The organism is Streptomyces yongxingensis (genome assembly GCF_055597465.1).
Genome location: NZ_CM145717.1, coordinates 52362 through 73326 on the forward strand (window position 1 = coordinate 52362; position 20965 = coordinate 73326).

Annotated in this window: 18 protein-coding genes and 5 pseudogenes; 16 read left to right on the top strand and 7 right to left on the bottom strand. The window is 67.2% G+C overall.

The features are described from left to right. The first annotated feature begins 1 nt into the window (after position 1). Positions 2 to 778: an SDR family NAD(P)-dependent oxidoreductase gene (locus tag ACZ6TD_RS00285; protein ID WP_471348787.1), complete on the top strand. Its 777-nt coding sequence runs from the start codon at positions 2 to 4 to the stop codon at positions 776 to 778. Positions 779 to 1002: 224 nt separating this feature from the next. On the opposite strand, the gene ACZ6TD_RS00290 is transcribed toward ACZ6TD_RS00285, so the two are convergent. Next, on the bottom strand, positions 1003 to 1590 hold the full coding sequence (locus ACZ6TD_RS00290; protein ID WP_471348789.1) for a TetR/AcrR family transcriptional regulator: 588 nt from the start codon (positions 1588 to 1590) through the stop codon (positions 1003 to 1005). Positions 1591 to 1672: 82 nt separating this feature from the next. Here ACZ6TD_RS00290 and ACZ6TD_RS00295 point away from each other — a divergent pair, with 82 nt between their 5' ends. Beyond that, positions 1673 to 2476: an SDR family NAD(P)-dependent oxidoreductase gene (locus ACZ6TD_RS00295; protein ID WP_471348791.1), complete on the top strand. Its 804-nt coding sequence runs from the start codon at positions 1673 to 1675 to the stop codon at positions 2474 to 2476. 1304 nt (positions 2477 to 3780) lie between these two features. Here ACZ6TD_RS00295 and ACZ6TD_RS00300 read toward each other — a convergent pair. After that, positions 3781 to 4475: pseudogene (locus ACZ6TD_RS00300) on the bottom strand (IS5 family transposase); the annotation flags it as partial. A 208-nt stretch (positions 4476 to 4683) separates the two neighbouring features. Here ACZ6TD_RS00300 and ACZ6TD_RS00305 point away from each other — a divergent pair. Beyond that, positions 4684 to 4866: pseudogene (locus ACZ6TD_RS00305) on the top strand (transposase); the annotation flags it as partial. 67 nt (positions 4867 to 4933) lie between these two features. Here ACZ6TD_RS00305 and ACZ6TD_RS00310 read toward each other — a convergent pair. Continuing rightward, positions 4934 to 5896, bottom strand: coding sequence for a TIGR03564 family F420-dependent LLM class oxidoreductase (locus ACZ6TD_RS00310; RefSeq protein WP_471348794.1), 963 nt, complete (start codon positions 5894 to 5896; stop codon positions 4934 to 4936). Between the two features lie 130 nt (positions 5897 to 6026). Between ACZ6TD_RS00310 and ACZ6TD_RS00315 the strand changes: the two genes are divergently transcribed. Continuing rightward, entirely contained in the window at positions 6027 to 6593 is a 567-nt protein-coding gene (locus ACZ6TD_RS00315) for a TetR/AcrR family transcriptional regulator (RefSeq protein ID WP_471348796.1), read from the top strand. Between the two features lie 338 nt (positions 6594 to 6931). Then, a complete protein-coding gene (locus ACZ6TD_RS00320; protein WP_471348799.1) occupies positions 6932 to 7207 on the top strand; it encodes a DUF6207 family protein in 276 nt (91 codons plus the stop codon). A gap of 621 nt (positions 7208 to 7828) precedes the next feature. Here the strand turns inward: ACZ6TD_RS00320 and ACZ6TD_RS00325 are convergent. Next, on the bottom strand, positions 7829 to 8149 hold the full coding sequence (locus ACZ6TD_RS00325) for a DUF5958 family protein (RefSeq protein ID WP_471348801.1): 321 nt from the start codon (positions 8147 to 8149) through the stop codon (positions 7829 to 7831). Between the two features lie 217 nt (positions 8150 to 8366). On the opposite strand from ACZ6TD_RS00325, the gene ACZ6TD_RS00330 reads away from it, so the two are divergent. Both ACZ6TD_RS00330 and ACZ6TD_RS00335 read left to right on the top strand, forming a co-directional pair. Then, the gene (locus tag ACZ6TD_RS00330; protein ID WP_471358723.1) at positions 8367 to 8942 is read left to right on the top strand and encodes a transposase; all 576 of its coding nucleotides are present in this window, start codon (positions 8367 to 8369) and stop codon (positions 8940 to 8942) included. 101 nt (positions 8943 to 9043) lie between these two features. Beyond that, positions 9044 to 9868, top strand: coding sequence for a glutamate racemase (locus tag ACZ6TD_RS00335; protein WP_471358725.1), 825 nt, complete (start codon positions 9044 to 9046; stop codon positions 9866 to 9868). Here the strand turns inward: ACZ6TD_RS00335 and ACZ6TD_RS00340 are convergent. After that, positions 9822 to 10196: a hypothetical protein gene (locus tag ACZ6TD_RS00340; RefSeq protein ID WP_471348804.1), complete on the bottom strand. Its 375-nt coding sequence runs from the start codon at positions 10194 to 10196 to the stop codon at positions 9822 to 9824. The two genes, ACZ6TD_RS00335 and ACZ6TD_RS00340, sit on opposite strands and share 47 nt — an antisense overlap. A 563-nt stretch (positions 10197 to 10759) precedes the next feature. Here ACZ6TD_RS00340 and ACZ6TD_RS00345 point away from each other — a divergent pair. After that, positions 10760 to 10981: a hypothetical protein gene (locus ACZ6TD_RS00345; protein WP_471348806.1), complete on the top strand. Its 222-nt coding sequence runs from the start codon at positions 10760 to 10762 to the stop codon at positions 10979 to 10981. Between the two features lie 66 nt (positions 10982 to 11047). After that, a complete protein-coding gene (locus ACZ6TD_RS00350; RefSeq protein WP_471348809.1) occupies positions 11048 to 11173 on the top strand; it encodes a hypothetical protein in 126 nt (41 codons plus the stop codon). Positions 11174 to 11182: 9 nt separating this feature from the next. On the opposite strand, the gene ACZ6TD_RS00355 is transcribed toward ACZ6TD_RS00350, so the two are convergent. Further along, entirely contained in the window at positions 11183 to 11890 is a 708-nt protein-coding gene (locus tag ACZ6TD_RS00355) for a GNAT family N-acetyltransferase (RefSeq protein ID WP_471348811.1), read from the bottom strand. Between the two features lie 122 nt (positions 11891 to 12012). Here ACZ6TD_RS00355 and ACZ6TD_RS00360 point away from each other — a divergent pair. The 7 genes and pseudogenes from ACZ6TD_RS00360 to ACZ6TD_RS00390 all read left to right on the top strand — a co-directional run. Next, a pseudogene (locus ACZ6TD_RS00360) lies at positions 12013 to 13473 on the top strand (NF041680 family putative transposase). A 980-nt stretch (positions 13474 to 14453) separates the two neighbouring features. Next, the gene (locus tag ACZ6TD_RS00365) at positions 14454 to 15458 is read left to right on the top strand and encodes a hypothetical protein (RefSeq protein WP_471348814.1); all 1005 of its coding nucleotides are present in this window, start codon (positions 14454 to 14456) and stop codon (positions 15456 to 15458) included. Positions 15459 to 16205: 747 nt separating this feature from the next. After that, positions 16206 to 16430, top strand: a complete 225-nt coding sequence (locus ACZ6TD_RS00370) for a hypothetical protein (RefSeq protein ID WP_471348817.1) — start codon at positions 16206 to 16208, stop codon at positions 16428 to 16430. 169 nt (positions 16431 to 16599) lie between these two features. Then, positions 16600 to 16656, top strand: a pseudogene (locus tag ACZ6TD_RS00375) (hypothetical protein); the annotation flags it as partial. 686 nt (positions 16657 to 17342) lie between these two features. Further along, entirely contained in the window at positions 17343 to 18386 is a 1044-nt protein-coding gene (locus tag ACZ6TD_RS00380; RefSeq protein WP_471348819.1) for a hypothetical protein, read from the top strand. Between the two features lie 83 nt (positions 18387 to 18469). Next, entirely contained in the window at positions 18470 to 18859 is a 390-nt protein-coding gene (locus ACZ6TD_RS00385; protein ID WP_471348822.1) for a hypothetical protein, read from the top strand. A gap of 249 nt (positions 18860 to 19108) precedes the next feature. Then, positions 19109 to 19300 (top strand): annotated as a pseudogene (locus tag ACZ6TD_RS00390) (hypothetical protein); the annotation flags it as partial. A 348-nt stretch (positions 19301 to 19648) separates the two neighbouring features. Here the strand turns inward: ACZ6TD_RS00390 and ACZ6TD_RS00395 are convergent. Next, entirely contained in the window at positions 19649 to 20959 is a 1311-nt protein-coding gene (locus ACZ6TD_RS00395; RefSeq protein WP_471348825.1) for an aminotransferase-like domain-containing protein, read from the bottom strand. Positions 20960 to 20965: the final 6 nt, after the last annotated feature.

Consider the following 20965-nt stretch of genomic DNA (forward strand, 5'->3'; position numbering starts at 1 on the left):
CATGTCCGAGCACCGCACCACCAGCCGTTTCGCCGTCGTCACAGGCGGCAGCGAGGGCCTGGGCCTGGCCATCGCCGGTGCCCTCGCCCGCGACGGAGCGGACCTTATTCTTGTCGCCCGCAATCGCGACAAGCTCGAGACCGCCGCGAAGGAACTTGGCCGGCACGGCACCGTCGTGCACACCGTGCCCGCGGATCTCTCCGCGCCCGATGCCCCCGCCCTGATCGCCGGGCACGTCGAAAACCTGACCGACCGGGTCGACACCCTCGTCAACAACGTCGGCACCGCACACTTCGCCTCCCTTGCCGACACCACGGTCGACGAGATGAACACCATGTGGCACCTCAACGTCCAGGTGCCGCTGCTGCTGAGCCAGCAACTCCTGCCCGCCCTCGTGAACGCTCGGGGAAGCATCATCAACATCAGCAGCTACTGGGCCCGCAAAATGGTCGCCGGCCGTCATTCGGCCGCCTACTCCGCCACCCGCGGAGCGCTCAACTCCATGACCCGGGCGCTGGCCAGTGAACTCGGCCCCCAAGGAGTCCGTGTCAACGCCATCGCTCCCGGCGCCGTCCACACTCCCAAGTACGAACGCTCCTATATCGCCCCCATGACCGCAGAGGAACGCACTGCACACGACGAGCAGATCGAGCACTCCTACCCCCTGGGACGTCTGGGCACTGCCGATGACGTCGCCACCGCGGCCGCCTATCTGGCCTCGGCCCAGTGGACCACCGGCACCATCCTCGCCGTCGACGGCGGCCTCACCATCCGCTGACTGCAAGGTTCCTGAGGCTGCGTCAATCTGACGGCTGGTCTTGTTTGTTGAGTGTTCAGTTGTTGCTCGGGGTCAGGCGCCCCGGAGGCGACCTGGAACGCGTTCAGTGGAGCCTTCCAGCGCATGGCCCACCACTTGACCCTTGCCACCTGCTTCAGACCGCTGCGGTCGACCGCGCGCGGTGACGTCGGGTTCTGCCCGAAGGTGTGCCGGGGATACGTGCTTCAGCCATGGTCCCGCACCGCCGCGAGGCACTGGTCGTAGAGGTCTGCCAGGTCGAGCCGTCCGTCATGTCCGGCCCAGAGTTCGGTTGCCGTGTCGATACAGGCGAAGACCGTCGCGACGATCGCCTTGGCCTGCGTGTCGGGAGCCGGATGGCCGGGGCCGTTGCCCAGCCGCGCCCGGATGACGGGGACGAGTTCGGCCTGCCAGCGCCGTCGCTTCTCGATGTAGCGGGAGTGCAGCGAGGGCGTGTCGAAGATGAGGCGGGACAGTTCCAGCGCACGCTCGGGGGGGTGGTTGGCAGTCAGAATGACCTCGAATCCGGCGCGCAGGGCATCCCAGGCGGACATCTCGGCCGGCTGCTGCTCGACGGTCCGTTTCAGCAGCTCGCCCAGCGCCTCCTGGTCGCCGCAGACCAGGTCCTCCTTGGTTCCGAAGTAGCGGAAAAGGGAGCGCTGCGAGATCCCCGCCTCCCGCGCGATCTGCGCGATCGTCGTCTGCTCGTAGCCCTGCTCGGCGAACAGGCGTACCGCCGTATCCAGGATCGCCTTGACGGCGACCTGCCGCGAACGCTCCCACAAGGTCGTCATGGACGTCAGGATACGCCTCTGGACAGCGAGCGCCTACTTGGCATTAACTGCCAGTAAGGCAGCGACTGAAAGAAGGATGACCATGCCGGCCGTCGACTACCACGGACACACCACCCTCATCACCGGGGCCAGCGCGGGCCTCGGCGCCGAGTTCGCCCGCCAGCTCGCCGCCCGCGGCTCCGACCTGGTGCTGGTCGCCCGCCGCAGGGAACGCCTGGAGAAGCTGGCCACCGAGCTGCGCGAACAGCATCGGATCCAGGTGCACGTGGTGGAGATGGACCTGGCCACGGACCACCCCGGGCAGGCGCTGGCCGCGCAGGTGGCCCAGCTCGGCCTGCACGTCACGAGCCTGATCAACAACGCCGGGTTCGCCACCTTCGGCCCCTTCCACCAGGCGGACCCGGACCGGCTGCGCCGGGAGATCGCGGTCGACGTGACCGCGGTCGCCGACATCAGCCGTGCCTTCATCGACCAACTGCGTACCGCGGGCCGCGGGGTACTGGTCAACGTGGCGAGCATGGCCGCCTACCAGCCCAACCCGCGCATGGCGCTCTACGGGGCGACCAAGGCGTTCGTGCTCAGCCTCACCGAGGCTCTGTGGGAGGAGTCACGCGGCACCGGTCTGCGGGTGCTGGCCCTGTCCCCCGGCGCGACCCGGACCGAGTTCTTCGACGTCGTGGGCACCCCACACGCCGCCGGAGGGACCAGGCTCGCCTCGCCCGTCGACGTCGTCCGCACCGCGCTGGCCGCCCTGGACCGCAGGAACCCGCCGCCCAGCGTCATCGCAGGCCGCATGAACCGGGTGATGGCCTTCCTCGCCCGACGCCTGGCCACCCGGCGCCAGGTCATCCGGGCCATCGGCCGGCTCACCGCCAAGGGGGCATGACGATGGGCGGAAAGGCCGTAGTGACTCCCGAACTCATGCTGGCCATGTCCGTCCCTGTGGCGTTGCCGTTCCGAGGGCGACACGCGCCGGTCGGGCGGGTGGACAAGACAGTGACGGGGCTTCCGGACCAGGCGCCTGTAAGGTCAGATACGCTCGTCCGGCCGCGTGCACGGCGGCCCTGCCGACGAGCCGACAAATCTCAGACAGGACTGTCGATGAAGTCAGTCAGTAAGTGAGTCAGGCTCACTAGCAGGACCACCAGCCACATTCTCACTGTCAGTAAGGGCGGCCAGATCAGTCTTCAGCTCTTTCGGCTGGGCACGGAAGTGCGTCATACGCTGACCATCCTCGACGCCCGCGAGTCGGTGCCGTCCCCAACGTCCAGAGACATCTTCGGCCAGGCGGACGAGGCTCACCTGCCGCTGTAAGCAAACCCGCTCCGAGTGCCGCCGAAAACACAGCCTGACGGATGATCTACTCCGCAGACAGCCGCCCCCGACCAGCGTGAGCACTCCGAGAACCGGTCACACCAGCCCTTTGAACTGCGGTTTCAAGTTGGCGTAGGCTCACTGGAACCAAATACAGTACGCCCACACACCGTGCACCGCAGGTGCGCGTGGTCACTGCATCGTCGTGTGCCGCGGCCGTCCAGACCCACTGTCCCACCCCTGTCGCGGAGCCCAGTACCAGGCGCGACTGGGCATCCGTTGGTGCCGTAGCGCTCGGCGCGTTCGTCGTCGTCATGACGGAGACGCTGCCTGTAGGGCTGCTGCCAAAGATCGCCGAGGGTCTGCATGTCTCGCTTGGTCTGGCGGGGCTGATGGTGCTTGTGCCGGGTCTCAGTGGACGGTTCGTGAGGTGATGTCCGTTTCGGGGTGAGGGTGTGTCAGGGATGCTGGTCGTGGCGGGTGGCTATTGCTTCCTGGCGAAGCTGCCCCTGTCGGCTTCGGTGAGGACGCCGAGTTTGACCAGGCGCTTGAGCTTGGCTCGGATGCCCTCGACGTTCTTGGGCAGGAGTTCGTGGCCGAGGGACTGGCAGACGTCCGTGGCCCGCAGTGGTCCGGTGGCCTCGTTGAAAACGGTGAGGATGCGGGCGTAGTCCGGATGCTCGGGCAGTTCCGGCGGGGAGGTGGGGATCCGGTCGGCGTGGTTGGTGACGGTCTTGCGGGTGATCGCGAGGTGCTCGAGGTGTGTCTCGGCCTCCCACAGCCGCGGGTCTGCAGGCCCTCGATCTGCTTGCGCAGGTCGTCGGCCTGGGCCCGGGCGGCTTCCTCCTGGATGTCCAGTGTCTGAAGGAGAGGCTGGATATCGTAGGTCTGCTCGGCCCTCCACCGCTTCGGCTGCGGGACGAACCCCTTGTGCTGCGGGTTGCGTTGGACGATTTCCACGTCGATGCCGAGGCCGGCCCCGTGTGTGACGACCTGGTCTTGAATCCCTGGTCCACCAGAGCCTTGCTGACAGTGCCGCCGGCGTTCTGGGCAACCTGGCTCAGCAGGGCGATGCCCGCGGCGTTGTCGTGGACGTTCGCGGCGAGGACGACGACCGCGATGACCAAGCCGAGGACGTCCACGGCCAGGCCACGCTTGCGGCCCGCCACCCGCTTGGCCGGATCGTGGCCGGTCGTGGCAGCGGGGACCCCGGCGGCCACGCGGACACTCTGGGTGTCCAGCACCACCAGGATCGGGTCCTCTCATCGCCGGGCACGTTCACGGACCTGACAGCGCAGGAGCTCGTGGATGACTTGGCCGGTCCCATCGTCCCGCCAAGCGGCGAAGTAGTAGCAGGTCGCGCTTTTGGGCGGCAGGCCGTGCGGGAGATAAGTCCACTGGCATCCGGTCCGCCCCTGATAGAGGATCGCATTCACGATCTCCCGCATGTCCTAGGCGCCCTGGTGGCCACTGACCGAGCGGTGCCAGTCCTTCCACGCGGTGATCACCGGCTCGATGAGGGCCCACTGCTCGTCCGATAAGTCACTCGGATACGGCTTCCGTCCACTCACCCGGCCAGCCCACCAGACCACAGACCCCCGACCAGAGGAACCCACCCCAGACCCACACCATCAGGCGATAACAAAAACACCCAAACACTCGCGAACCGCCCACCCAGAGGACGGTATGCGAGTTGGCGGGTGTTTTGTCGTCACCTGAGCGTGTGGGATTGCGACAGCCCAGCCGGGCGGCGGGCTCGGGTGTGCTGGGCTGAACACCGTGAGCGAGCGCAAGCCCTACAAGAGCGACCTGTCCGACGAGCAGTGGGCCCTCATCGAGCCGGTGATCACCGTGTGGACGGCCGCGCACCGTTCGGTCAGCGGCCACCAGGGTCGGTACGAGATGTGGGAGATCGTCAACGCGCTCCTGTACCAGGGCCGCACCGGCTGTCAGTGGGATCTGCCGATCGGGAATCACACCGCTGTCACGGCAGAAGGAGTCGGGGCGGTGTAGCCGGTTCGGTCTCGGCTCACAGACGCTGGGTGATAGCCCAGGTCCGTTGGCGATCTTCCGCGTCGAAGAGGTCGGTGTGGGTGATCATGACCTCGGTGGCCCCGGCGTCGAGATAGCGGCGCAGGCCGGCGGCGACGATGTCCTCGTCGCCGGCGATCAGTAGGTCCGCCGCGTTCGACAGTCCCTCGGTCGCGATGACCTTCCGGTAGGACGGGATGCTGTCGTAGAAGCCGAGGGCGGCCGATACGCGGTCGCGGGCGGCTGCGGCATCGTCGGTGACCACCGCGGGCACCCCGGCCACGATCTGCGGGGCCGGCCGCCCGGCCGCGGCGGCGGCTTCGGTGATGACCGGCACGATCTGTTCGGCGAGCGTGTGGGGCCCGGCGAGGAACGGAATCGTTCCCTCGGCCAACTCGCCCGCAACCGCGAGGGCCCGCGGACCCATCGCGGCCACCAGAACCGGGACCGCCGGGGAAGCCCCGGCCACGGCCGTCGAGCCGACCGGGCGCGACGCCAGCGTCTCCCCTTCGAAGGCGGTGTCGTCGCCGTCCAGCAGCGGGCGCAGCGCCGTGAGGTACTCGCGCAGGTGCTGGATCTGCGGCGGATACGCCAGGCCGAACTGCGGCTGGAGCACAGTGCGTGCGCCGAGCCCGACACCGAGCCGGAACCGCCCTGCGGCAGCTGCCTGCGCCGTCTTCGCCGCCGCCGCGAGCAGCAGAGGATGGCGAGGATACATCGGCACGACCGCGGTGCCTACGTAGACCCGGGGCTCCGCCCGGCTCACCAGCGCCGCGAGCTGGGGCGCGTCGTAATCCGCCGCCTGCCCGAACCACACGGTGCGCACACCGGCGTCGGCCACCTCGCGCGCGAACTCCACCGCCCGGTCCACAAGGTTGGTCATGCCGGGTTCCTGCGCGAACGTGCCGCCCAGGAATACACCGACCCGCGTTCCGGCAGCCTCCATCACCAGCTCCTTCATCTGATCCGGCCCATACGGCTCACGTCGCCTTCATCACCGCAGCCGCTGTCCCGCAGCACCACGGTGATTACAGGTTCTGAAATCACCGTACACCTTGATTGCAGTCTCTGTAATCACTACTCTGTGTGCCATGGGACGATGGCCGGCCGGCGCGCAGGAACGGCTGCAGGAAGCCGCGATCGAGTTGTTCACCGAGCGCGGCTACGAACGCACGACAGTCGCCGAGATCGCGAAGCGAGCCGGCCTGACCGAGCGCACCTTCTATAACCACTTCGCCGACAAGCGTGAGGTGCTCTTCCCTGATCAGGGCCGGTTCATCGCCGAGGTCCGCGAAGCGGTGGGCGCGGCACCCGCGGAGCAGTCCCCGCTCGACGCGATCACCGTGGCATTCACGGCCCGCAGTAACTGGTTCGACCAGCGCCGGGACGCAGCACAGCGCCGCAGGCACATCCTCGACGCACACACCGATCTGCGGGAACGCGAATGGGCGAAACTGGCAGCCCTCGGTGAGGCGATCGCCGGCGCACTGCGCACGCGGGGAATCTCCGAACCGGCGGCCACGCTGACCGCCACCGTCTCCGTCGCCGCGTACCGGCTCGCCTCAGCCCGGTGGCTGGCCGACCCGCAGCACGCCACCCTCGGACACCACCTGCACGCAAGCTTCGACGATCTGCACCGCACCGCACGCACCTGGTAGCGCTCCACCGATACCGGCTGCGGCCGTCAGGGCATCACAGAACCGAGAGGGCAGTACGTGGACTGATGTCCGTTTCGCTGTTTCGGGAGGCGCAAGCGCGCTGGCTACGGCGTCGCCGGGCGGCTACGGCCGCGGCTGGGTGAACAAGCCCTGCTCGACCTCACCGCATAACCCCACATACGCGGCCAGCCGCACCTGTCGGACCAGTCACCGGTCCAGAGGGCTTCACCCCCAGGCGCCAGTAGCAGCAGCCACGCTCCGCTGCCGAGCCACTCGCGCCCCAGAGCCGACCGGGCCCGTAAGCCCCCGTCCGGCGCGATGTCGCTCGTACGACTGGCGTGCAAGCCACCGGTGAACCGGCCTGGCGCCGACAACGTCACGCAAGGCATGGACCGTATCGACGAGGTGCACGCGAGCCATGCCTGGTCGTCCTGGACATCACAGCCCAGGACGAGGACACCGCGTTGGCAGTGATGTCCCGGCTGGATGAGCCGTGGGCGACATCCGGCATCGGACGGTGCGGCGCGTCGCAGGTGAGCCAGGGGTACGGGCCCGCTTGTATGCGGACACCCGGCGCTCCGGTTCTCCCGGGCCGGTGTAGCGGCGTCCGTTGATTCAGCGTGGTCGAATCCCATAACCCGTCAGCTATCCGAGCACTTCTTGTCGAGATACCTCGACAAGACACCCTCCCGTGAAGCGGGCATCGTTGGTCACCTCGGCCACGCACTGCGGAGGAGGAATAAAGATCTATGCCTCCTCATCGGTGGCGAACTCCGCCTCCCCGAGGAGCCTGCAGCGGACCGTCAAAGACGTCGTGTCAAAATCCACAGACCGTGGGATACCACGGGCCACTCACAACGGACAGATGGTGGCCACCGCAGAGCCTGTGACGTCTCCGTTTGCCTTGAGAGCACCGTGATTCGGGTGATCGGACTGCTGAATAGTCTGCACGCTCGCCCCAACCTGGGCAGGCGACGTCGCCATCGGCATCTGTGTCCACTACGGCTCTGGCTCCCACACCAAGCCATCAATACACTTGGCAGCGCCTTTACCGGAATGCGGTAGTAACGACGTTCCGCCCGCTGCGGCCCTCCTCCCGAGGTTGTCGTCATCATTGCCGTCAAACGCCCAGGAGCCCCCGCCGAGTAACAACTCGGCGGGGGCTCCGAATGTGCGCGTAAGCGAACTCAGAAATCCTCTGTGCTCCCAACTAAGCGCACTGGCGGAGGTTAGTGCTATGACAGGTTGTGCCAGGCATGACCACAGCCTCGGCACTCCGTTTCTCTTCGTCGCGTGTCAGCCACAGCAAACGTGGACAAGAGAACACGGAAGGACTTCACGTACTCGGCAGGGGGTAGGTTTATAATCTTCCCCATTTGTTCGAGAATTGGTTCTCGAACAATCAACACTGCCGGGGTCATGGTTGGCTTGACGCCTGATCGCAATAGCCCCTCACGCCCATCGTCCACCGTTGCATGCGCCTGCATGGAGTAGCGAACAACCTCGTGCAGTGCCGCTCTCTGCTCAACCTGCTCCAACGCAGAGAACCAGGTCACAGCCTCCTCCAAACTCCGGAGGCCTTGGGCGACCTCGTTGATGATTCGCTCTGACGCTCGCAACTGCTCACCTGCTCCGAGGTTCGAATACAATGTACGGCCTGTTCCTGTCTAGCTCAGCGTAATCTGGACGGCTGGGGTTGTAATTCTGCCAGCCTTCGACGGCGTTCCGCTCGACGAAGACGAGTACGTCATCAGCGCCGATGAGAAAACCTCCATCCAGGCCCGCTGCCGCTGCCACCCCACCCTCGCCCCCGGCCAGGCCCGCGCGATGCGTGTCAACCACACCTACGGCCGCGGCGGAGCCCTGGCCCACCTGGCCGCCTACGACGTCCAACGCGCGAAGGTATTCGGCCGCTGCGAACCACGCACCGGCATCGCCCCGTTCATGAACCTCGTCACCCAGGTCATGAGCCGCGAGCCGTACGCCAGCGCCAAACGCGTGTACTGGGTGGTCGACAACGGCTCTTCCCACCGCGGCAAGAAGGCAGCCAACCGACTCGCCACCGCGTTCCCGAACGCGGTGCTGGTCCACACTCCGGTGCACGCTTCCTGGCTGAACCAGGTCGAGGTCTACTTCTCCGTCGTACAGCGCAAGGTCGTCTCGCCCAACGACTTCACCGACCTGGCCCAGGTCGCGGAGCGGCTTCGAGCCTTCGAAGACCGCTACGACGCCACGGCACAGCCGTTCCAGTGGAAGTTCACCACCTCCGACCTGAACGATCTGCTGGCCAGGCTCGACCGGCACACCGCCGATCACCCAGATAAATCCTCTACCGCCCTGGCAGCATGACCAACCCACGAAGGACTTCCGGAGCCGACCACTAAGGAATCGATCGAGGCAACCGGCCGGCGCGCTACCCGTGTGGGAAGAGGCTTGATAGCTTGATCGCCATGACGGTGGCATTGATCGACTCGGGACTTGGTCTTCTTTCCACCGCCGGCTGGGTGCGGCATCTTGCCCCGGAACTCGATCTGCTGCTGCTCTTGGATCCCGAGGGCGCCCCCTGGGGACCGAAGAGCACGTCCTTCATCACGGACCGTCTGTTCACCGCTGCTTGTGCCGCAGTCGAGCGGGGTGCGGAGGCAATCGTGGTGCCCTGCAATACCGCCACCGTCACCGCGATCGACGCCCTGCGCCAGGAGTTCGAGCCTCATGTGCCGGTGATCGGCACTGTTCCCGCCGTGAAGCCAGCCGCAGTGACAGGCAGGAGCATCGCGGTATGGGCAACGGTTCGGACCACGGCGAGTGACTATCAGGCCCGCCTGATCACCGACTTCGCGAACGGCAAGCCAGTCATGCGGGTCGCCTGTCCCGGTCTGGCCGAAGCGATTGACCACGGGGACGTGGCTGCTGCATCTGAAGCGATCGCCTGCGCGGTCGAGCGGACTCCCCTCCACTGCGACGCCGTGGTGCTGGGGTGCACGCATTACCCCTTGGTAGCACCGGAGATTCTGCAGCAGCTGCCGACCGGCACCACCCTGTACGACAGCGCGGAGGCGGTCGCCCGGCAGACGTTGCGGCGCCTGGACCGGCCCACAGAGTCAGACAGCGCGATGGGCAGCGTCGATGTGGTGCTCAGCGGCAGCCGAGGAAACCTCCCGGCAAGCGCCCACGCCTACTCCGTGGGCCGGGCTCTTGCCACCGCGACGCGCGTGTCCCGCGAGGCCCTCATGCCCGAGGCAACCTGTCTTCCGATGGCTGCTCCGGCCGTCTGAGCACGGCCACCTCGTGATCGATTCCTTCTCCTGCCTCTGGTGGTGAGGGTGCTTGATCGGTGAAGACGGCCATGCCGAGGTCGACCAGTTGGGGACGTCCGTCGCCGGGGGTGTTCTTGAAGCTGTTGAGCTTGGCCATCGCGGCGTCGAAGCTGACCTGGAGACCCTCGACCTCGCCGAGCCATCCGTTGGCGCGGGCTTCATGGATGCGTTCGCGGAGGTTCTGGATGATCTCGATGAGGCGGGGCTTTTGGCGGAGGCCAACCGCGCCGGTCAGGCACGTCGCCCTCCCAGTTCCACCGCTTCGGATCGCCTGCCTGCGGTCCATACCGCGCGCGGCCGCCGGCCCCGTACTCGCCGATCTCGGGTCGGCTGCGCGGTCGCGGACGTCAGAACCGGTGGCCGAGCTGCACGTCGGCGGGGATGCGCAGGGTGAGCGATGCGTGGCGGCATATCGGTGGCTAAGACGGCTCCGGTTTGCCTGCGTACCACGCCACTACCGAAACCTGCCGCCCGAAACGTGCACGAATCGTCAACAACGATGCACGGAATGACAAAGCCGTGTGCTATCCGCCTGCATCATCCTGATAGCCGAACTCGCAAGCGATCCAAGACTGATCCTGCATGGTCAGTACACGTGCACCGTCCAATGGCATCGGACGAAGGGGGAACCTCATGCGAATCCGTTACGCCCTTCCGGCACTCGCACTCGGGGCAGCGACTTCCGTGGCCGGCCTGGCCGCACCCGCCCAAGCTCAGGCTGCCGACACCTGCAGAACCGTAAGCGCGTCCACGAACAACTCCCAAGGCCTGAGAGGCGGTACGGTCCAGGCGACCGTATGCAGGAGATCTGACGGAAGCGCATACTTCCACGACTCCTACTACAACTACGTGCAGGACCACCAGGCCGATGGCGTGGCCGCCCGCGCATGGGTTGCCACCCCCGGCGGCATCTACGGCCCGATCGGCGTTGATGACACATCCACCTCCGGCGGCACCACCATCTACTGGCACTCCGCCGACAACTTCAACAGCTACATTCAAGTGTGGGTTTGCCTCGGGACGCAATCACCGAGCACCAGCAGCCGCACTTGCTCGTACGCAACCGCCTGACTGGCACCGAGCAACACCCACCACACACAGCAGGAGCCGGAGCAAGGCTCCTTTCATCCAGGTGATGTGACGTCGAAGCGCCGTGTCCACGTAGGTGGCGGACGCGGCGCTCAGGGCGGTGTGCTGGTGCTCGGTATCCAGCAGGAAATGGTCAGTGTGCACGTCCATGACTACGCGCGCGTCCTGCTCTGAGCTTGGCTTTTAACGTGCGGTCCAGATCCAGCCCAGCGGAGTGAGGCCGAGAGTGTGGGCGACTGACTGGGATGCGTGGTTGTCTGCGGTGGTGCTGTAGAAGAGCACGGTCTTATTGGTGTGCTCGCGCCGGGACCAGGCGGCTACGACGGCCGGGGCAAGGCGCTTGCCGCGGAAGTCGGGGCGAGTCCAGATGCCAGTCTCCGCCGCGGTGGCGTTCGATGCGGGAGTGAAGCAGATCGACACCGGCTCCCGGTCGTGAACGGCCATGGCCCACTCACCCATGCGGCCGTTGATCAGTTCGTTCCACTCTCCGGGCTGCCAGTTGTCGGGTCGGATCAGGTGCTGAGCGGCACGCTGGCCGTCGGTGGTGGAGACGATGATGGGCAGCGGGGCTGAGTCGGGGATGGTGAGACGGTCTGGGAAGACGAAGCACGGGCCGCCCTCGACGGACACCGTCCTGCCGTCGAGGCTCGCGGCCAGGCAGCTCAGTGCGCCGGGTAGCTGGCCGGGGCTGTATTCCTGGTCCATGGCGTCGATGGTGCTGGGAAGGGCGAGTCCGGGGGCGAGCGCTAGGAGACGTGCTCGGGGAGACCATGCCCACACTGCCAGTACTGAAGGATCTTTCAGGACTGCTCGGGGGGTGTCCGGGGTCGGCGCGAGGCCGTAGTTCGCGTCGACTTCCAAGGCCAGCAGGTGTTCTTCGTCCCAGCTCATGCCCGAGAGGTTAGCTTCGCCGGATGGTCCGGGCAGAAGGCTTCTCCCAGGAGACAGCGGGGCGGCCTTGGTGTGATCATGTGCGCTGTCGAGACGCTGTTGATCATGTCAAGGCCGTGAGGGTGAGTCTGCTGCGCGACACTGCCCGCGTCGAGTCCCTGACCGTGTTGTCCCGGTTCCGGACCGATTTATGCGCCTGTCTTACCGCGCGCAAGGATGTGCTCTTCGAGCTGGCCGACGCGGCGTTGTGCGCCGACGGGCCGGTGAAGACCCTGGTCGGGCTGGCTCTGGCCCCGGAACACCGCCGAGGACACGGCGCCTTATACGGGTCTCCATCACGGACGGATGGACCTGACCCGGCTACGGCGGGCCCTGGTCTCCGTGCCGTTGCCCAAGGCGGCCGATGGGCGCCTGGTGCTGGCGGTGGACGTATCGCCATGGCTTCGCCCGGACGCGGACACCGCACCTGGCCGGTGCTTTTGCCACACCTACGGCTATGGCGAGAACAAGCATCTGATGATTCCCGGCTGGCCGTACTCGATCGTGGCGGCCCTGGAGACGGGGCGAACCTCTTGGACCGCGGTCCTGGACGCCATCCGACTGGTGCCCGGCGCCGATGTCGCTGCTGTCACCACCGCCCAGATCCGCGAGGTCATCGAGCGTCTGGTCACGGCTGGCCAGTGGGCGACAGGAGACCCGGACATCCTGATCGTGGTCGACGCCGGTTACGACGTCCCACGGCTGGCCCACCTGTTGGCAGATCTTCCCGTCGAGGTCCTGGGCCGGACTCGGTCAGATCGGGTGATGCGCCGGCCGGCCCCGCCACGGGTCCATGACCCCAAGGGCGGCCGACCGCCCAAACACGGCAGCGAGTTCGTCTTCGGGCAGCCCGACACCTGGGGTGAGGAGCACGTGGTGACCGTCACCGACACCCGCCTCCACGGCAAGGCGACCGCCCGCGCCTGGGACCGCCTCCATCCCGGCTTACCCGCCGGGCCGCCTGGATCGACCACACCGCTGAACTGCCCATCATCGAGGGCACGGCCATTCGCCTGGAGGTCTCGCACCTGCCCTCCGGTGCTGAGCCGAAGCCGCTGTGGCTGTGGTGGTCCAAGACCGGCGCCACCGCGGCCGACATCGACCGCTGCTGGCAGGCGTTCCTGCGAAGGTTCGATGTCGAGCACACATTCCGCATGATGAAGCAGACCCTGGGCTGGACCGCCCCGAAGCTTCGCAGTCCGGAGGCCGCTGACCGGTGGACCTGGCTCGTCATCGCCGCCCACACCCAGCTCCGGCTTGCCCGTCCGCTCGTCCAGGACCTGCGGCACCCCTGGGAGAAGCCCGCCTCGCCCGAACGGCTCACGCCAGCCCGGGTCCGGCGGGGGTTCAGAAACATCCGTCCGGCGACAACGTCCCCAGCCGGTGCACCCAAACCTTCCCAGCCCGGTCCCGGTCGGCCGCCGGGAACAAGGAACCGGCAACGGGCCACCCGTCATGATGTGGGCAGAGTTCTCGCGACCGGCCAGCCCTACCAGCGGCCTACACACCACAAGGTCGGCACCAAGCCTCGGCGAACCGGTTAAAAGCCAAGCTGACGCCCGACAGCACAGGTTGGCCGTCGGCCGCTCGCAGCACCGCTGCCTCCCCGTGCCACGGTGCGAAGTCAGCTGCGGAACGATCAGGTGTTGCCACCCCGTGCACACCGGCCGAGCGCTGCCGCGCCGGGAAGCCGCCATGCCCACCAAGCCGACCTCGTGCTTGCGCAGCCGTGCGCACTGTGCGGTACAGCTGCGCAGCTCGGTGAGGACCGACGCAGGAGAGGCATCGCGCAGCTGCAGGGATCAGTCACGGCCTCGGAGGCTCGCGCAGCTGATGCACGGAGGCGGCTGGCCGTCCGCTGGCCTGCCGTGGTCATCCTCGTGGTCACCGTTGACTGGTTGGTTGACCACGGCGTACGCCCGGACGCCTCACGTCGGTCGGTGCCGACTCCGCATCCCCTATATCGAACTAATATTCGCACCGTGAGTGGCGGGGCAGGCGCCCAGGCCGTCGGCAGTGGGCCGTGGGTGCGTGTGCGGTTGCCGGACGACCAGGTCGTCCGGGCTGCTCCGCGTGCCCGGATCCAGGAGCGGGACGGCTCCTGGTGGTACTCCCTGGAGCTGACGCTGTGGGGATGCCTGGAGACCCGGGACGGGCGCCTGGCGGGCGAGCCGGTCTCGGTCGACTTCCTGGTTCCGGCAGCGGACGTGCAGCCCATCGAGGACCAGCGCAGGGCGTACGCCGCGGTGCCCATCCGGAGGCATCCGGTGGCGGTCCGTCGCGCTGCGCAGAGCATCGTCCCGCCGCGGCCGCGGCGGGACGATGCTCTGGGACGCCGAGGGCGCGTAGCGGCTGCGCACCCTGCTCCGTGCGCGGTGCGCGCCCCAACTGGAGGAGTGCGCACGGGCGTTGGCCTCGCTGGTGCGCAGCCCGGCCGGAAACCGCCGCGTCAGCCGATCGGGCCGTGGGGAGAGATGGACGGGAGATATGGGCCGGCTGTGGCGTACGACGACGAGGGGGCTGTATGGCGTGGGGGGACGGCGAGAAGATCCTCAAAAAGCTGGACGAGGTACAGCGGGTGCTGAACGACCCCGCTGCCGGTCTGGCGGCGTTCCACCAGGATCAAGAAGAGCTGCGGCGCAAGGTGCTGGAGAACATCCAGCTCGGCACGACCGGGTTGCGTGAGGAGAACCGGGAGCTACGGCGCCGCCAGGAGAAGATGCTCGGCGATCTGTCGGACACACGCGCAGCGGTCGAGGCGCTGCGGCGTGAGATCGCTCAGGCCTGGGCGCACACGATCAGCGCGTCGAACGCAACAGCCGCGCCGGGCGTGGCGGCGGAGCCGGCGCAGTGCGAGCAGCAGGTTCTGGAGGCCGGTGCCGACGGCAACGGTGCCACGGGGTGGGAGGAAGCGGTGGACGAGGGCACGGAACCGGCCGACGAGCGTGGCGGCGGCACGCCGCGCGAGCAGCAGGACCAGGGCGGGGTTCCTCCTGTCCCGTCGACGGAGCAGGAGCCGCTCCCACCCGCCTCGGCTTCTGCACCCGCTGCACCGTTCGCCGAGGCCGAGGCTGCGGCCGCGGCGACGCCGGCGGGCGAACGGAAACCCGAAGAAGACTGGGAGAACAAGAAGGAAGACGACTACCGCCAGCACGTGGACAGCGTGCTTAAGGCAGCCGCCATCGCGTCGGCCCGGCTGGTGTGCCACCGGGACACCTGGACCTTCGTGATCGAGCAGACCTCCCAGCACCCGCATTTCCGCCATCCGGACCGCGTCAGCGAGCTCGAGGACGGACAGATCGAGACCTTCCTGTCCGGCCGGTCGCTGCTCGCGGTGCTGGTCACCACGCGGAAGATCCTGGACGACCGCGTCGGCGGCGACCCCGAGATGGCGACCTGGGCACTGGCCAGCGCGGTCTACCGACGCACGCAGATGGCGATCGCCGATACCACGCACACACGGCCTGACGGCGCCGAGGTCACCACCATCGTCCTGGACGACCGGCCGGTGCCTGCCAGCACATCCTGATCGCCAACAGTCACGGCGGGCGGTGTCCGGAAACCGCCCGACTCATCGGGCGTAGCTCCCCGTCGGCGGTTCCTCGGAGCTCTGCCGCAGAAGGTGCCGGTTTCCGCGGTACGGTTCCTGACGCACTTGTGGCCCGGCCAGATCTGGCCGGGCCACAACATGCTGTCCTCAGCTTCGCGTCCTTGTACGGAATGCATACTGAGAAGTTGGTGGGGGTTCCGCTGCAACGGAAGATCCCCGTTTGTCCCTGGTGCGTCCACAGCAATACGGATCGTCGCCCGGGCAGCGCGCCGAGGGGCGCGCTTCAACGGGAAGGAGTGTCGCCCGCCAAAGTGATCAATAGCAATCCCTGAGCGCCGGTGATTACACCGCACGAATAACTCATCCCTTTGACCTGCGGGAATGTGGGTCCGGCGCGAGCAACCATGGAGTTATTTGCCCGCTGTCGGAGGATTTCAAGATTTTTTCGCTCCGCCGTGATGACGGGTATGACCTGCGAAAACAGCGCCTACCCGCCTCCAGAAAACCCACCTTCTCGGCGAATCTGCCCAATCCGGCCGACTGTGCAGCGTGTCACGCGTGTCGCGGACCCGGGACGCGGTTGACCATGTGTGCCAGTGCCGCAACTGCCGCCGCACACACGCGCGTTGCTCTCAGTAGCGTGAGAAACAGTCCTGTCCCCCAGCTGCAACCGGGTCAGGACACGTCCACAGCAATCCCGCCCGAACACCTGGAGTTCGTTTGTCCGTGATCCTTCCTGAGAACCCCGGCACCTCCCAGCCTTCTCCCCAGCCCGCCCCCTCGGCTCCGCGCACCCGCCTGTCCTGGATCGGCGTGGTCCTCCTGGTCGTGGTGCTGGGCGCGCTGGTCGCCCTCCTCGCACTGGGGATCGATCTGCCGGAAGCTGTGACCGTGGTAGGCGTTGCCGGGCTCGTCAGCGCCGAAATGCGCCGCCGTTTCACCCAATCCTGACCCATCCTCCGGCCCCAGCGCCCCGGGCCGCGGGCTCACGGAAGGAGACACGGTGGCCCGCCCCATGAACCCCCTGCCCACCACTGACGGCGAGGACAGCCCCCTGGTGGAATTCGCCTCCACTCTGCGTGACCTGCGCTCCCGGGCGGGAGCACCGACGCTGGCCGAGATGGCGAAGCGCTCCGGCGTCTGCACCGCCTCGCTCTCCGACATACACAACGGTCGCGGGCTGTCCACCTGGCGCACCGTGTGCGGATACGTCCGGGCCTGCGGCGACGATCCGGCGCTCTGGCGCTCGCGGTGGGAAAGTACCCGGCTCGCCCAGCGCACCGGCCACGCCGAGGACCGCCACGCTGCCCTGATCAAAAAGTGGGCCCGCACGCGGCAGCTCACTCCGCCTCAGTGGGTGAAGAGCGAGGCAGAGCTGGCAGAACTCCTGGACCACGTGCGGCTTCATCCGCCGCGGGGGGGGGGATTTCTACTGCACCTCCTGCCGCGAGCGACCGTGGCTGCCTTGCGCCGACTGCGGCGAGACCAGGCCGGTGAAGGTCCGCTGGCCCGTCGGCCCGCTCTGCCCCACGTGCTACACGCGCCGAAGGCGCCAGCCTGCCCCTTGCGCTCAGTGCGGAGCCCTCCACGCGCTCGTTGGACGAACCGAGGGCGGACAGAACATCTGTGGTCCGTGCTCAGGCACCGGCATCGACTACACCTGCCCCCGCTGCGGCAAGCCTGGCGCCATCTACGCCGACGGCGCCTGCGCATACTGCGTTCGTCAAAGACCGGGTCCGTCAACTCCTCAGCAACGAGGACGGCACCGTCCACCCCCAGCTCCAGCCACTGGCGGAACAGCTCAGCGCCGCCAACCACCCCTGGTCCGTCCTCCTCTGGATACGTCGCAGCGACGCGGCCCGCATGCTGGCCGGTCTCGCCGCACGCCAACAAGAGATCACCCACGAACTCCTCGACGAGCTGCCGCAGGACTGGCGAACCCTCTACATCCGAGAACTGCTCGTCGCGGCGGGCGCCCTGCCCCAACGGGCGGAGCACTTCGCTCGCATCCAGCTCTGGCTCAGAGCCAGACTCGCAGCCCTTCCCTCTCATCACGCTCGCATCGTCCGCCCGTTCGCCGAATGGGGCGTCCTTCGCTCCGCCCGGCGCCGGGCGGACAAGGGCCGCTACAGCCTTGCTTCCGCCTCGAGCGACCGGCGAAGCATCCGGGCCGCAATCACGTTCATGACCTGGCTCGACGACAACTCGATCACGCTCGCCGACCTCAGCCAGGAAGACCTCGATCTCTGGCTGACCACCAACCCCACTTGGCGCCGAGACCTCAAGCCGTTCGTCCGCTGGGCCGTCGCCCGGCGCCTGATCAGCAAGGTCACCATCCCGACGAAGAAGTACGGCCTGCCCTCCCGGTTCCTCGACGCCGACGAACTCAACCAACAACTTCGCCGCTGTCTCAACGACGACACCTTGCCCTTGGAAGCCCGCATCATCGGCTCCCTGACCTGCCTCTATGCCCTCCCCACCACCCGGATCGTCGAGCTCGCGACCGACCGCTTCCACCGAGACGGCGACGACGCCTACCTGACGATCAGCAAGCACCCCGTCCTCCTCCCACCCCGGCTCGCGGTCCTCATCGAACGGCAGATCACGAGCCCCGCCTGCCGCACCTCCGTGCTCCAGCAGTCGCACACCGGGACACCGGGCTACCTCTTCCCGGGCCGGCCGCCAAGCCGCCCCCGCAGCCCTCAGGCCGTCAACCACTACATGAAGCTGCACGGCCTGCCGGGCGTCAGCGCCCGCAACACGGCCATGATGGAAGCGATCACCAACCTCCCTCCGATCGTGGTCAGCGACCTCTTCGGCATCCACCCCAACACCGCCTACGCCTGGGCTCAGTACGCCCAAAACAGCTGGGCTGAATACCTCGAAGCTGTTCAATCCACCGACTAGCCCCCCGCGACTTCGAGGACCGATCTTGGGCCTCGTTCTCGTCTCCGCAGGCACCCCTTGGACGACACCACCAGGAGGAACCAGTGTCATACCCGCAACTGCTCACTCCCGAGGAGAAGCTCGCCGACGCGAAGAAGCTGTTGAGCCTCCCGCGCATCGTCGTGATCTGCGGCTCCACCCGCTTCATGACCGAGATGAACGACGCCGATCTACGGGAGACCAAAGCCGGAAAGATTGTCGTCAAACCGGGCTTTGACATGGAGTCGCCGCACGAACTTTGGTCCGATCCTGTCGAGGCCGAGGCGCTGAAGGTTCGACTCGACGCTCTGCACCGGGCGAAGATCCGGCTCGCTGATGAGGTGCTCGTAGTCGGCGACTACATCGGAGACAGCACCCGAGCCGAAATCGCCTACGCCCGGTCGCTGGGCAAGCCCGTTCGGTTCACGCACCCCGAAGTCGACCCTGCCGCCTGACCGCCCGCTCCCACCTCGGCAACCAGGGCCAGCAGCCCGCCGCCTGGCCGTCTCGCGGTGGCTTCGGCGACCGCCCACCCCACACCCTCCGCAGGCATCCCTCGGAATTGATCATCTAGCTTCCGGGCCGCATAGCGCAGGGTTGGAACACCGACTCTTCCCCAGCCGCCGACGACCACGCCCACAACCTGGACGACAACCCCGGGACCGCGCCGACATCGACGCGCAGACGAGGGAGGCGCTCCACGGATGACCAGCAAGCCCGCCGCTGACGGGGCGTGCGGCTGGGACCAGGCCGCCTACCGCTGTGACCGATACGGCGCCGAACACGCCGGCACCACCGAGGACACCTACCAGAAGGCCGTCGGCGTGCACAGCCCCGCCCACACGGTGTCGTGCCGACTGAACCCTATCGAGCGTGACGATCCCGGCTCGACCCTGCGAATGATCACGTTCGCCCCGCCGGAACTCATTGCGGAGTTCCTGGCACTGACCGGCCACCGGGCCTGGCTCGCAACTCCCCACACCTCAAGCGACAACCCGCAAAAAGAGAAGCGACGCGTGAGCGTCATCGGACAGGAAGAAGGTATCGAGCACAGAAGCATGCGCGGCTTCCGCCAACACACCCGGCGGAAGGTCCCCGCAATCGAAGAGGGCGGCTGCCTGCAGGCCAAACGTGGTGAAGAATCGCGCGAACTCTACACGGCTCCCACGCAGTCCTACGCGGCGTCGCTTCCTCCGCCCAGCGGCACCCTGCGCCGCAGAACCCCGGCGCCGCGGGCTCCGGCGTCAGCCACCGCTGCCGCTGTCCGAACGGCTTTCGACCTCCTCCGACAGAAAGGCGGTCAGGCGCCGCACCCCCTCCTCGATCCGTTCGGGATCGAGATAGCTGCACGAGAGTCGAAGTTGCTGATCACCTGCTTGATCCAGGTAGAACTGCCGCATCGGAGTCCACAGCACACCGTATCCGGCCGCGGACACCTCCAGCAGAGCGGCATCCACAGGGACGGGCAGACGCACTCGGACGAAGAACCCACCGCAAGGGCGGTTCCAGCGGATTCCGGGATGCGATCCGTCTCCCAGGTGCCGATCCAATGCGTCGAGCAGGCTGGTCAGGTTCCGTTGGTAGATCTCGGACGTGCGACGGCTCAACTCGATCAGGGAGCCTCCGTGCTCCAGCAACATGCCGCCGATCACGGCCTGGCACAACGGGGATGTGTTCACGGTGACCATGCTCTTCACGGCGGCCAACTCGTCCGCGAGCACGGTGCCGCCGCGAGAGGAACTGACCGGCTGATCAGCGATCACATAGCCAACCCTTGCTCCCGGGAAGGCGACCTTGGCGAAGGTGCCGATATGAACCACACTCCGAGCGGTGTCGAGCGCTTTGAGTGGGGGCAGTTCGGCTCCGGCTGCCGCCGTGAACCCATAAGCGTTGTCCTCTATGACGAGGAAGCCCTCGCGCTCCGCGAGGTCGAGAAGTCTCCGACGGCAGTCAAGCGACATACGGGCCGCGCCCGGATTGGAGAAGTCGGGTGCGACGTACAGCGCACGAACCGGCCGGCCCTCTTCGCGAGCGGAACGACACGCCTGCTCCAAACCGTCGAGATCGATCCCCAGGTCCGTCTCGTCGACCGGCATCACATCGACATCCAGGAGCCGCGCCGCCCCGACGATGCCCACGAAGCACGGATTGGCGACCGCGAGCACGCCCTCACCCGAGCGGAACAGCGCACGCAGCACGAGCAGCATCGCTTCCTGGGCACCGACGGTCATGACGAGCGTGCTGGCGGGGGCGTCGATCCCGTGGTCCCGGCGCAAGGCATCGGCAACGATGCCATTGATGATGCCCCGGCTCGGCCCGTACTCGAGAAGCAGTCGGCGCGCCTGCTCCGGGCTCCGTCCCGTTTGGACGAGGTGATCGACGAATCTGCCGACGTACCATTCGGTGTCGATGTTCTCCAGCGTGTCCGGATGCGGCGCGCCGGGCGCGAACGATATCGCATCCGGATAGCGGCTCATCACCTCGTTCAGAAATCCGATCGAACCGAGGACCGGATCCCGCAACGAGCCGTGCAACGAGGAGGAATGCAGTCTCATCCGCCT